Source organism: Bacillus taeanensis (genome assembly GCF_003318295.1).
Lineage (GTDB): Bacteria > Bacillota > Bacilli > Bacillales > UBA6769 > Maribacillus > Maribacillus taeanensis.
The window spans coordinates 100,072-112,542 of sequence record NZ_QOCW01000014.1; the positions used below are offsets into that span (position 1 = coordinate 100,072).

Annotated in this window: 9 protein-coding genes and 1 pseudogene; 1 reads left to right on the forward strand and 9 read right to left on the reverse strand. The window is 38.1% G+C overall.

Features of this window, described 5'->3' with window-relative positions; all coding sequences use genetic code 11:
• The first annotated feature begins 436 nt into the window (after nt 1–436).
• Nucleotides 437–2,164 (forward strand): solute:sodium symporter family transporter, encoded by a 1,728-nt coding sequence (locus DS031_RS13970; protein WP_113806684.1) that lies wholly within the window; start codon nt 437–439, stop codon nt 2,162–2,164.
• A 66-nt stretch (nt 2,165–2,230) separates the two neighbouring features.
• Here the strand turns inward: DS031_RS13970 and DS031_RS13975 are convergent, their stop codons facing one another.
• The 9 genes and pseudogenes from DS031_RS13975 to DS031_RS14015 form a co-directional block, all read right to left on the reverse strand.
• Nucleotides 2,231–3,235, reverse strand: coding sequence for a LacI family DNA-binding transcriptional regulator (locus DS031_RS13975; RefSeq protein ID WP_113806685.1), 1,005 nt, complete (start codon nt 3,233–3,235; stop codon nt 2,231–2,233).
• Between the two features lie 156 nt (nt 3,236–3,391).
• Complete coding sequence (locus tag DS031_RS13980) at nt 3,392–4,555, reverse strand: RNA-guided endonuclease InsQ/TnpB family protein (protein ID WP_113806686.1); 1,164 nt, start codon at nt 4,553–4,555, stop codon at nt 3,392–3,394.
• Nucleotides 4,497–4,676 (reverse strand): annotated as a pseudogene (locus tag DS031_RS13985) (IS607 family transposase); the annotation flags it as partial. The pseudogene DS031_RS13985 and the gene DS031_RS13980, both read right to left, overlap by 59 nt.
• Before the next feature lie 169 nt (nt 4,677–4,845).
• The gene (locus tag DS031_RS13990) at nt 4,846–6,108 is read right to left on the reverse strand and encodes an MFS transporter (protein ID WP_113806687.1); all 1,263 of its coding nucleotides are present in this window, start codon (nt 6,106–6,108) and stop codon (nt 4,846–4,848) included.
• 144 nt (nt 6,109–6,252) lie between these two features.
• The gene (locus tag DS031_RS13995; RefSeq protein ID WP_113806688.1) at nt 6,253–7,275 is read right to left on the reverse strand and encodes a LacI family DNA-binding transcriptional regulator; all 1,023 of its coding nucleotides are present in this window, start codon (nt 7,273–7,275) and stop codon (nt 6,253–6,255) included.
• 235 nt (nt 7,276–7,510) lie between these two features.
• Entirely contained in the window at nt 7,511–8,326 is an 816-nt protein-coding gene (gene iolB / locus DS031_RS14000; RefSeq protein WP_113806689.1) for a 5-deoxy-glucuronate isomerase, read from the reverse strand.
• Nucleotides 8,327–8,453: 127 nt separating this feature from the next.
• Nucleotides 8,454–9,917: a CoA-acylating methylmalonate-semialdehyde dehydrogenase gene (locus DS031_RS14005; RefSeq protein ID WP_113806690.1), complete on the reverse strand. Its 1,464-nt coding sequence runs from the start codon at nt 9,915–9,917 to the stop codon at nt 8,454–8,456.
• A gap of 199 nt (nt 9,918–10,116) precedes the next feature.
• Complete coding sequence (iolE, locus tag DS031_RS14010; protein ID WP_113806701.1) at nt 10,117–11,010, reverse strand: myo-inosose-2 dehydratase; 894 nt, start codon at nt 11,008–11,010, stop codon at nt 10,117–10,119.
• A 34-nt stretch (nt 11,011–11,044) separates the two neighbouring features.
• Nucleotides 11,045–12,471 (reverse strand): thiamine pyrophosphate-dependent enzyme (locus DS031_RS14015; protein WP_113806702.1); only part of this gene is annotated, 1,427 nt, incomplete at its 5' end.

Sequence of the window (12,471 nt, forward strand, 5' to 3'; positions counted from 1 at the left end):
TAAGTTTCATAAATTAAAAATTTTTAAAAGAAACCCTTTTCATTAAATGATATTTTATGTATAATATATTTTATAAGGAAAGCGCTTAACCATAACTGATTACAAATTTTAATAAAAGGATTAAAATTATAAGAAGGGATGATTGATGGAAAATTTTAAAAACTTCTACTTCTAATATCTTATCTCACTGATACTTAATAGTTTTATACAGAGATAACAACATATAAGAAGTTTTGTTTGTAAATAAGTAGATAATGAAGGGGAAAATTTCATCAAGTATAATAGGTTTATACAATAAATAAAGGTTTGATAGATTTCTAAAACCAAAAAGGAAAGCGTTTAACCAAAATGAGAAATAAAGGTTTGAATAAAATGAAAGCCTTTACTAAAAAGAATTTAAAACGATTAAATTTAATAAATTTTTGGAGGTTACACAATGATTTGGGTTATTGTACTTACATTTTTAGCTTATACGGTTTTTGTTGCATGGTTTTCTTGGTACAAAACGCGTGATACAGATATGTCCAGTTCTGATGGATATTTTCTTGGCGGAAGAAGTTTAACAGGGATTGTGATTGCAGGTTCGCTTATTTTAACCAACCTTTCAACGGAACAAATGGTAGGATTAAATGGACAAGGTTTTGGCGAATCGATGTTAGTTATGGCTTGGGAAGTAACATCTCCTCTTGCATTAATTTTTATGGCCTTTGTCTTTCTGCCTCGTTATTTAAAAGCAGGAATTACGACAATTCCGGATTTTTTAGAGCAGCGTTATGATTTTCGCACAAGACAAATCGTTTCAATTTTATTTTTACTCGGCTATGCTGTTGCTTACTTGCCAACAGTGTTATATTCCGGCGCACTAGTATTAGATAGCATTTTTAATATATCAACTGTGATGGGAACAAGTCCATTTTATACAGTTTTAATCGTATCATTAGCAATTGGAATTATTGGATGCGGTTACGTTATTTTTGGCGGATTAAGAGCATGTGCAATTAGCGATACCATTAATGGGGTAGGACTTGTAATTGGCGGATTTCTTATTCCAATCCTAGCATTAGTGGCACTAGGCAGTGGAAACTTGGTGGATGGCGTAGATAAACTTCTTCATGCAAATCCAGCAAAGTTAAATGCAATTGGAAATCATTCATCTTCCGTCCCATGGACCGTTTTAGCGACAGGTTTATTGTTTAATAACCTTTTCTACTGGTGTACAAATCAATCGATTATTCAGCGAACGTTAGGAGCCAAAAACTTAGCAGAAGGACAAAAAGGGGTATTATATGCTGGTTTTTTCAAAATTTTCGGTGCATTCTTTTTAGTACTTCCAGGTATTATTGCATATCTTCTGTATGGTGATACACTTAATAATGCTGATATGGCTTATCCAACATTAGTTGTTGATGTCTTACCAATTGCACTATCTGGGTTTTTAGCAGCGGTTTTATTCGGAGCGATTTTAAGTTCCTTTAATGGGGCACTGAATAGTTCCATTACGTTATTTACACTCGACATTTATCGTCCGATGTTTAAGCCTAAAGCAAAAGAACATGAATTAGTAAAAACAGGTCGTGTTTTTGCCGGAATATTGGCAGCGATTTCAGTAGTGGTTGCTCCGTTTATTCTAAATGCACCATCAGGTCTTTATGCTTACTTGCAGGAGATGTTTGGTTTTTATAATGTGCCAATTTTAGCGATGGTTGTCGTTGGCTTCTTTACGAAACGAGTGCCGGCAAGTGCCACAAAAATCACACTTATCGTTCACATTGTTCTGTATGCGTTATCAAAAGTAGTGCTCGGTCATATTAATTTCTTATATATTTTATCTGTTTTGTTCCCTCTTAACGTTTTAACCATGCTGATGATTGGTAAGTTAAAGCCTAGAGAAACAGCTTATGAGTTATATGATTCCAATAAAGTAAACCTTAAGCCTTGGAAATATGCAAAAGTATTTTCAGCTTTCACCCTAGCACTTATGATTGGTGTATACGTATTCTTCTCACCAATCGGGGTTGCAGAATCAACAGGAGACTATTCGCCTATTTCATTCGTGTTTATGGCAGTTACTTTAGTCATATTTGCTGGCGTATATTGGTTTTGGAAAAAGACAACAGCAGATGATGAAAAAGTTGAGGCTCAAAAGTCTAAAAAAGCAATTTGAAAATAACTACTAAGAAAAGAACAGTAAAATTAAGACCATTCTGCATGCAGAATGGTCTTAATTTGTTTATCGTATTAAAGGCGCTGCCGTGGAGTTTCGTACAACTAGTTCAGGTGACAGCATCATCCGCTGTTTCATCGTTTTCTTGCCTTCAATTTCCTCAACAAGTAAATCCATAACATGCCGTCCCATATCATGAACAGGCTGTGCAACAGTTGTAAGGGGCGGATCACTAATTGTTGCTAAAATGGTATTATCAAAGCCAACAATGGATATATCTTCAGGAACAGAAAGACCACATGCGCGTGCCCCCTGTATAGCCCCAATTGCTAAAATATCATTTGATGCAAAAATTGCGGTTGGCCGTTCCTTAAGACGAAGAAGACGTTCTGCTTCTTGTTTGCCAGCGTCAACTGTGGAAGCTGTTCTTGTTAACAATGATGAATCAAAAATTAAACCGTAAGCTTCAAGGGCATCTTGGTAACCACGAATCCGATCATCATTGCTTCGTACTTCTTCTGCAATAATACTAATACGCTCATGCCCTAATGAAGCAAGATGTGAAACAGCTTGATAGCCTCCTTTATAATCATCAACAGATACCGTGTCAAGAGATAGTGATGCAATATCATGTGCAATTAAGGCTACAGGAATCTTTTGCTTTACAAGCTCTTCAATAAGATGGGTACTTTTAAAACCTGAAGCTAATATAAAACCATCTACCTGTTTTCGAATAAGGAGTGAAATATATTTTTCTTCCTTTTCTTGTTGGTAGTCTGTACTGCACATGACAACACTGAATCCTAACTCATGCGCTCTATCCTCCATGCTTCTTGCAATCTCAGCAAAAAATGGGTTTGCAATATTTGGAATTAACAATCCGATCGTTTGGGTACGCTTACCTGTTAAAGCGGAAGCAACAACACTTGGCTGATAGTTCAACTCTTTCATTACTTTTAATACTTTTTTCTTTGTTTTATCGCTAATACGACCTGTATTATTAATTACTTTAGAAACAGTTGCAATTGAAACACCTGCTTGTTCTGCCACATTATAGATCGTTGGTTTCATTTTCTACTGCTACTAAAAACATAGACAAATATACTTGCGCCTATGTTAGACTATTTCTCATTTCTACGTGCCCTGTTTCGCTACTTGCTCGCTACCGCAGTTTGTATGACACTCCATGAGCGTAAATTCCGATGTAGCCCACCGTACACATATCCCTTATCGCTTAGTGATAACGGTATATTCTGCTGCATATTTCAAATTTAGACTTGCGTTAAAGTCTCGATCTAGTTCCATGTCGCAATCATCACATTTAAACATTCGATCTGATAAGCTAAGGTCAACTTTCTTAGATCCACAGCAAGAACAAGTTTTAGAGCTAGGATAAAAACGATCAACCGCTCTTAATTCAATTCCATGCTCGTTGCATTTTGAAGTTAACCATTGCTTAAACCTAAAGAATTTTTGTTTGCGAACAGAATCAGATAAATGACGATTTTTCATCATCCTTTTAACGTTTAAGTCTTCAATTGTAATATACTTCGGCTTGGCTTTTACCAAAGAATTGACGACAGTTCTAACATATTCTTCTCGAATATTCGTTAATCGAGCATGAATCTTTTGAAGACGCAACAAATTTTTGTCGATGTTCGCTCTCTTTTTAGCAGCAGATACACCACCTTTCTTTTTGAAATGTTCATATTTGCGAGATAGAGAACGCTGCTCGCGCTTTAATTTCTTTTCTAACTTCTTAACCTGAAGAGTCTTGTTGATATTTTCAAAGACTTTATGATGACTGCATACAGCAAAATCTTTTATCCCTAAGTCCACACCGATTCCATCGTTTATATTGATTTGATTATTTTGTGCGTCTACTTCACACAATACAGAAACATAATATCTTCCTGCTTTATGTGAAACAGTTCCACTTTTTACGATGGCATGTGTTGGGATGTACCCATGCTCTTTAAGTTTCATCCATCCAATCGTAGGGATTTTTACCCGATGACGCTCGATTGTCCAGTCCGTTTTGTTATTCTTAGGAAAATAAGCTTTTACGTCTTGATTCTTCTTTTTCTTAAATCGCGGGAACTTCGTTAACCCCTTAAAAAAATTCTTAAAGGCTTTTTCAGCATTCATCGCAGATTGTTTGACAGCTTTACTTGAAACGTCTTTAATCCATTGATCGGTTTGTTTGGTGTGTACGTTGTTTAGCCATTTTGAAAAGTCATAGCCACTCATGAACTTCTTTTCTTTCTCATAGACTTCCTTGTTTTTGGATAAATACAAATTGTAAACATATCGACAGACACCAATGGTTTGTTTAATTTTCTGCTCTTGCTGTTCCGTTGGTTTGATTTCCACTTTGTAGGCTTTTTTCAATCTCCTCATCCTTCTTTATACGCTTTTTATATTTTCTAAGACAATATATTGGGCAACTAAAGACATGGAGGATAGATATAATATCTTGAACTAGTTCCTCTTGCGGAGAAAGCATTTCATTTTTCGTATACACATTTCGACACATATAAACACATCTGTCTATATTTTTAACAATTACTCCTCATTCTCGATCAAATAATTTATCTTTTAATTATAGCAGTTTTTTTATCCGACTCCTACCTAGGACACTTTTGCAAATAAAAAAACAGCGCTCATACGCTGTTCTCTTACTACTTCTCCGGCTTTGGCGAGCTTATTGCTAATAAAATACCAAGAATCGGAAAAAACATACTTAAATAGATAATTTCTGTATAGCCGCCAAAAAAGTCATAAGCAATTCCAAACGGAAGCGGCCCAAAAGCAGAACCGATAACAGTTGCTGTCATTGCAATTCCTTTAATACTTCCTAAATGCTCTCGGCCAAAATAATTTGGCCAAACAATATTTAGTGCAATTCGTTCAAAACCAATAATTGCTCCCCAAACGACTCCAAATATAATCGCCATCAGTACGGTATTGGTCCACTGAACGAGCAGTAAAAATAACAGCTGCCCGATGAATGATAAACCCAATATCATATGTACTTTAAATTTATCTAATGCATATCCGGCTAAAAAGGTAACCGGAAATCCTACAATTGCCATTAAACTAAGGACAAAAGCAGCAGTTGTTGGCTTCAGCCCATTTTCCCCCAATATGGAAACGAGGTGAAACGTAAGGCCTGTATTAACAAGGGCTGGTATTCCGACACAAATAAGAATGAACCAAAAGGCGCGTGTTTTCATCGCTTCTTTTAATGTCCAATTTTCTTCCTGAAATACTTCTTCCTCTGATTTTGTACCTTTTTTTACTTTCTTAATCGTTTTACCGTCTGGAAGCATGCCGCTATCTTCAGGGCGGTTACGAATAAAAAATAGTGCTAACGGTACGTAGATGAGAAACAGCAGGATTCCCCATACCCGCCATGCCGTTTCCCAGCTCCATGTTTCAATAAGCCATGCATTAATTGGCGGAAGGGCTGCCGAACTTAAAAAACCGCCGATTGCCATTAAGCTTAATGCTCTGCCGCGTTTTTCAATAAACCACTGCGGCACGAGTGTGTTTGGAATAAGCGTCATCGAACCTTGACCGAATAAACGAATCATAAAAAAACCGATAAACAGCATCACACTGCCTGTGATGGCGCTATTCCAAAAACAAGCTATAGCAAGCATAATACCGACTGCTGCCGACATAAACCGCTGCCCAAATCGATCCACTAAACGCCCAATTATAAATAATAACAATCCCGCTGCAAGCGTGGCAGCTGAATAAACTGTTGACACAAGCGAACGGCTCCATCCAAAATCCTGGATATAGTAATCAATGAAAACTGAGATTGAGTATGTTTGTCCCGGTCCTGAAAAAAAGACACCTAAGGCAGCGATTCCAACAATGACCCAACCATAATAAAATCTTGTTTGAAGCGGGGTTTGCTGCCGTGTGAGTTCCATTCCATTTCCCCTTTCTCTAGAAAAGTGCAAGGCGTCTGCTTATCGGCAACAAGCATAAGACGAGACGGCTGGAAGGTCGTTTTTTACCTTCTGGACGGATTGGCTAAACCATAGAGCCGATGACGCCTAGAGCTAGACAAAAAGCTAAGTCAACTGCTTCTCTACTGAAACTGAAGGCTTCGCGGTTGAATTTCGCACTACAAGCTCAGGAAGAAGCAGCATCCTTCTTTTTACCGTTTTCTTTCCTTCGATTTCTTGAATAAGTAAATCCATAATGAACTGTCCCATCTCATGAATAGGCTGCGCAATCGTTGTTAAAGCCGGGTCACTCGTTGTTGCTAAAATCGTATTATCAAAGCCTATAATTGACACATCGTTTGGAACGACTAATCCTCGTGCTTGGACAGCTTGAATGACACCGATTGCTAGTAAATCATTACATGCAAAAATTGCAGTAGGAGGGTTTGACTGATTAAGAAGATGGTCTGCTGCTTTTCTTCCTCCTTCTATTGAAGATTCACTTCTTACAATATAATCGTCATGTACTAAATGACCACTCTGCTGCAGTGCTTCTTTATATCCTCGAATACGATCATCACTGCTTCTTGCCACCTCCCCTATTACAGCGATACGTTTATGTTCGAGTGACAGTAAATGCACTGTTGCAAGATAGCCGCCTTTATAATCATCAACAGAAAGCGTATCAACTAAAAGGGTTGGTACATCTTGTGCAATCATTGCAACAGGAATCTTCTTTTTCAGTAAATCTTCCACTACTTCTACATTACTAAACCCGGAAGCTAAAATAAAGCCATCAACACTTTTACGAACGAGTAACGATACATACTTTTCTTCTTTTTCTTTATTTTTATCTGTACTGCACATGACAACGCTTACACCTAACTCGTGACCTCGATCTTCAATACTTCTTGCTATCTCTGCAAAAAAAGGGTTTGCAAGATCAGGAATTAAAAGGCCGATTGTATTCGTTCGTTTACCTGTTAATGCAGCAGCAGCAAAACTTGGCTGATAATCAAGATCTTTCATAATTTTTAAAACTTTTTTACGCGTTTTATCGCTAATTCTACCATTATTATTAATCACTTTGGATACAGTTGCAATTGATACGCCTGCATTTTTTGCTACATCATAAATAGTTGCTTTCATGTTTATTCACCATTTTTCTTATCGAATTAAATGCAATTAAATAACTTTTCATCACTCTTTCACCCTTTAAACATTGATTTATAGCTGCAGCTTCCATATGTGATCATCTTATTTTCACGTTATATTTTTAATTGAATTTATATAAATAGAAGATTCACCGTAAAAAAACAGTGAATCTTCTATCATAATCCGTCCTACGTTTATCCCCTTTTTACCCCTATAAACCTGATAACATTTATTTTTTAATTGGTTGAAACAGCCATTCATGTTCTGGATCGTTATGAAACTGCCACGTACGAGTCGGTCCTGCCATGACATTTAAATAATACACTTCATAACCCGGAGGTGCTGATACAGGATGATAGCCTTTTGGTACAAGCACCACATTGCTGTCTTTTACAACTAATGTTTCATCAAGAGAGCGATCGTCCGTATACACACGCTGAATCGCAAAACCGTTTTCGGCAGGATTGACTTTATGGTAATATGTTTCTTCCAGATACGATTCCTGCGGTAAGTTGTCTTGATCATGTTTGTGCGGCGGATAGCTTGACCAGTTGCCTTCCGGTGTAAATACTTCAACAACGAGTAAGCTGTCAGCCGGCTTTTGTTCTGGTAAAATGTTATGAATTTTACGAGACATGGAACCAGAGCCTCGGTCTTCTGTGCCAACGTCCTCTGGCGCAATTAAACGCGCTTCATATGTGCCTTTACCCGGTGCTAAACAAACCGCAATCTCTAAGTCTGTTAATGCTTCGACTTCATATTTGTCATCAGAAGGAACATAAACAGAATATGGAGGAATTTTTTCGAATACGTTCATTCGTTTTCCAATATTTTCAAAGTTTGCTTGTTTTGTTTTTACTGATGCTTTTCCGCTTAAAAGCACAAGACATACTTCTTGGTCTTCTGTTGCTTTTTCCAGCGTTTCGCCTGCTTTTAGTTCATATACTTCAAAGCCAACATATTCCCAGCCTGCTGACTCAGGAGTTACCGATAATACTTTTCCTTCTTCGTCACGATGCTTACGTGGTACGATTAAATCTGACATGCTAAAATTCCCTCCTCTTAAAATCTAAAGCGTACTATAATGAGAATTTTCTTTAAAGAGAAACCCCAGATGACTTACGGTCGTAATGCAATGATTACTGCTGCACCCAGGGTATTTTTCTATAAAATTACCAGCGAGCTGTTAACATTTTTCTTCTTGTGTAGAATTCCACACCGTCTGAACCGTTTGCGTGAAGATCACCGTAGAATGAATTTTTCCAGCCCGAGAATGGGAAGAACGCCATTGGTGCCGGTACGCCAACGTTGACACCTAACATACCAGATTGAATATTTTCTCTGAAGTAACGCATTGCAACACCGCTTGTTGTATATAAGCATGCCCCATTACCAAACTCGGATTGATTTGATAATTCAACCGCTTCTTCTAGGTCTTTCACACGTACAATTGAAAGGACCGGTGCGAAGATTTCGTCTTTCCAAATTTTCATATCTGTTGTCACATTGTCAAAAATTGTTGGACCGATAAAGTAGCCTTTGTCCGTATAGCTTTCATCGTTACGTCCGTCACGAATTAAAACAGCACCTTCTTCTTCACCTGATTGAATGTAATTCGCTGTACGCTCTTTGTGCTCTTTACGAATAACCGGACCTAAAAATGCGTTCTCATTCTTTAATCCATCACCAATCACAATGTTGTCGGCTGCTTCCTGAAGCTTTGCGATTAGCTCGTCTGCTACTTCGTCAACTGCGACAACAACTGAACACGCCATACATCTTTCACCCGCTGAACCGTAGGCTGCACCAATGATTTGGTTCACCGCATTGTCTAATTCTGCGTCTGGCATCACGATGCTGTGGTTTTTCGCGCCTGCTAACGCCTGTACGCGTTTGCCGTTCGCTGCGCCTGTTTTGTACACATATTCGGCAACTGGCTGTGAACCTACAAATGAAATTGCTGGAACATCTTTATGCTCTAATAAGCCGTTTACAACATCATGGGCACCGTGAACGATGTTAAATACGCCGTCTGGAAGACCTGCTTCTTTTAATAATTCTGCTAAACGGTTTGCTAAAAGTGGTGTACGCTCAGAAGGCTTCAGTACGAATGTATTACCACAAGCAAGCGCTAATGGGAACATCCAACAAGGAACCATCATTGGGAAGTTAAATGGTGTGATTCCGCCAACAACGCCGACCGGGTAACGATACATCCCAGATTCAATGCCCGTTGCGATATCCGGAAGCTGTTTCCCCATCATTAAGCTTGGCGCACCTGCTGCAAACTCCACACACTCAATGCCTCGTAATACTTCTCCGTGTGCTTCTTTAAAGCTTTTACCGTTTTCAAGTGTTACTAATCTTGCAAGCTCGTCCCAGTTTTCTACTAATAACTGCTGATATTTAAAAAGAATACGTGCTCTTTTTGGTACCGCTGTTTTGCTCCATGTTTTAAATGCTTTTTTCGCTGTTTGTACAGCTTGATCCACATCACCCTTTGTTGATACAGGCACATACGCTAAAATTTCCTCTGTCGCAGGGTTTGGAACTGGAATTGTTTGAGAAGATTGTGATTCTACCCATTCTCCTCCGATATAGTTTTTAAGTGTTTGAACATTCGTTTCAACTGTCATAATCTATTTCTCCTTTCTGTTTATACAGATTTAAAATATTTAAGGATTTAATTTATATTTAGGTTAAGCGCTTATATAATATACACCTTTTATTATCTTATTAATCGCTATTAAAGGAGTGGTTAAGCGCTTAACTTATTATTATCATAACTTACTTTCTTTAAAAATGAAAGGGGTTTCTTTATTTTTTTATTATTTTTTATACTTGCGCTGTTTCTCTTATATATTTTCTTGCTTTTACGGCATATTCAAACGGATTTGCTTTCGCTGGATCTTGTTCTGCTTCTACGACAAGCCAGCCTTCATAATCGTTTTCTGCCAGTAATTTAAATACAGGAGCAAAGTCAATGCAGCCATCTCCAGGTACTGTAAAGGCACCTTCTTTTACTGCCTGTAAAAAGCTTAATTTTCCCTCTTTTACTTTCTTAACTACTTTCGGACGAATATCTTTTAAATGAACATGCTTAATTCGACCGATATGTTTTTTTAATACACTTAAGAAATCATCACCTGAAAACTCAAGATGACCTGTATCAAATAATAAGTAAACGAAATTAGGATCTGTCAGTTCCATTAATTGATCGATTTCTTTTTCTGTTTGCACGCCTGTTCCCATATGGTGATGGTAAACAAGCTTCATGCCTTTTTCGTTTGCAAGGGCGCCTAGTTTATCTAGTCCTAAGGCAAGTTTCTGCCATTCTTCTCCATTGAAGTGCGTTTTTTCCTCAAAAACAGGGACATCCAATCCTTGAATACTGTGACCTTGTTCTGACACGACAATCACTTTCGCACCCATTTCATACAAGAAATCACGATGCTTAATAAACGCTTCCGCTGTTTCTTCAAACGGCTTTGTTGTAAGAAACGCACTAAACCAAGCACTTGCAATTTCCATATTGCGAATTTCCAGTGCTGAATGAAGCACTTTCGTATCGCGCGGGTACTTATTGCCAACTTCTGTGCCAGTAAAGCCCGCTAAAGCCATTTCACTAATGCATTGTTCAAATGTATTTTCTTTACCCAGCTCAGGCATATCATCATTCGTCCAAGCGATTGGTGCAATACCGAGCTTTACAGTATCTTGTTTAAACACCACTGTTATCCCATCCTCTCACAAGCATCTCGTATTAATACTGCTTTGCATTTCTTAATTTCTCTTGTTTCAACTCAAATGATTTTTGAACACCCGGTTGACTCGACACTTCCGGAACACCAAGGTTCCACCAGCTTCCTTCATAACCGTCTGTCATTGTTTTTGGCAGTACTTTAATCTCAATTAAAGTCGACTTGTCTTGATTTTTCGCATCTTCTAACGCTTCTTTTAATTCTTCTTCATTTGTGACACGATATGACTTCGCACCATATCCTTCCGCAACTTTTGCATAATCAATATTTAAAATTTGATTATCATCTGTTCTGAATTCACAGAAATAGCTGCCGTTCCCAAAATCCATCTGCAGGTTATTAATACAGCCGTAGCCGGAATTATCAAAAAGAAGGACATTAATTTTTTTGTTATACTGAATCGCTGTAATGAATTCAGAGTGCAGCATGAGGAAGCTTCCGTCCCCAACGATTGAATACACTTCTTTTGTTGGTTCCGCTAATTTCAGCCCTAATGTTCCGGACACTTCATAGCCCATACATGAGTAACCGTACTCAAGATGATACGTATTCGGTACTTCGGCATGCCATAAGCGCTGTAAATCTCCTGGAAGAGAACCCGCCGCGCAGGCGATAATACTGTCCTTATCAATCGTGTCGTTAATCGTAAGAAGCGCTGTTGTTTGCGCAAATTCCGTATTTAAAACATCGGCATATTCATTAAGTACTTCTTGAGAAAAATGATTTTTAATTTCAGGATCAAAATTTTCTCGATTAAAAGTAACTTTACTTAAACGATTACGTTCAGCTGCCCATTCTTCTTTTAATTCTGTGATAAGCGTACCGTACTCACTTTCATAACCTTCAAGCATTGGCGTTAATGCTTCAAACGTTGTGCGTGCATCTGCCACAACTGGATACGCATCTAGTTTATATGCCTGCATACGGCTTACATTAATGTTTAAAAATTTCGTTGTTTCAAAGTTAAACACTGTTTTCGAAGACGTTGCAAAATCGGTAAATCTTGTGCCGACCCCCATAATTAGATCGGCTTCACGAGCAGCCTTATTTGCTGCCAGCGTTCCCGTAATCCCTAAACCGCCTAAGTTGTTTTTAAATGAAGATTCAACCGCTGATTTACCAGCCTGCGTCTCCACTAATGGAATATGATATTTTTCTGAAAATGCCATTAACGCTTCACGTGCTTCTGAATATTTCACGCCGCCGCCGACAACAATTAACGGCTTTTTGCTTTCTTTAATTAAGTCAGCTGCCCCTTTTAATTCACGCTCTGTCGGCAGTTTGCGATCGATATAATGAACACGCTTTTCAAAGAATTTCACATCATAATCAAACGCTTCCCCTTCAACATCCTGTGAGATACAAATCGTCGCAGGACCTGCTTTTGCCGGGTCGGTCATTACTTCAAAAGCGCGAATTAACGCAGACA

What these genes read in the sequence shown, in the direction of transcription:
- DS031_RS13970 (WP_113806684.1), top strand. Translation starts at nt 437, where the DNA reads ATGATTTGGGTTATTGTACTTACATTTTTAGCTTATACGGTTTTTGTT.
- DS031_RS13975 (WP_113806685.1), bottom strand. Translation starts at nt 3,235, where the DNA reads ATGAAACCAACGATCTATAATGTGGCAGAACAAGCAGGTGTTTCAATT.
- DS031_RS13990 (WP_113806687.1), bottom strand. Translation starts at nt 6,108, where the DNA reads ATGGAACTCACACGGCAGCAAACCCCGCTTCAAACAAGATTTTATTAT.
- DS031_RS13995 (WP_113806688.1), bottom strand. Translation starts at nt 7,275, where the DNA reads ATGAAAGCAACTATTTATGATGTAGCAAAAAATGCAGGCGTATCAATT.
- iolB (WP_113806689.1), bottom strand. Translation starts at nt 8,326, where the DNA reads ATGTCAGATTTAATCGTACCACGTAAGCATCGTGACGAAGAAGGAAAA.
- DS031_RS14005 (WP_113806690.1), bottom strand. Translation starts at nt 9,917, where the DNA reads ATGACAGTTGAAACGAATGTTCAAACACTTAAAAACTATATCGGAGGA.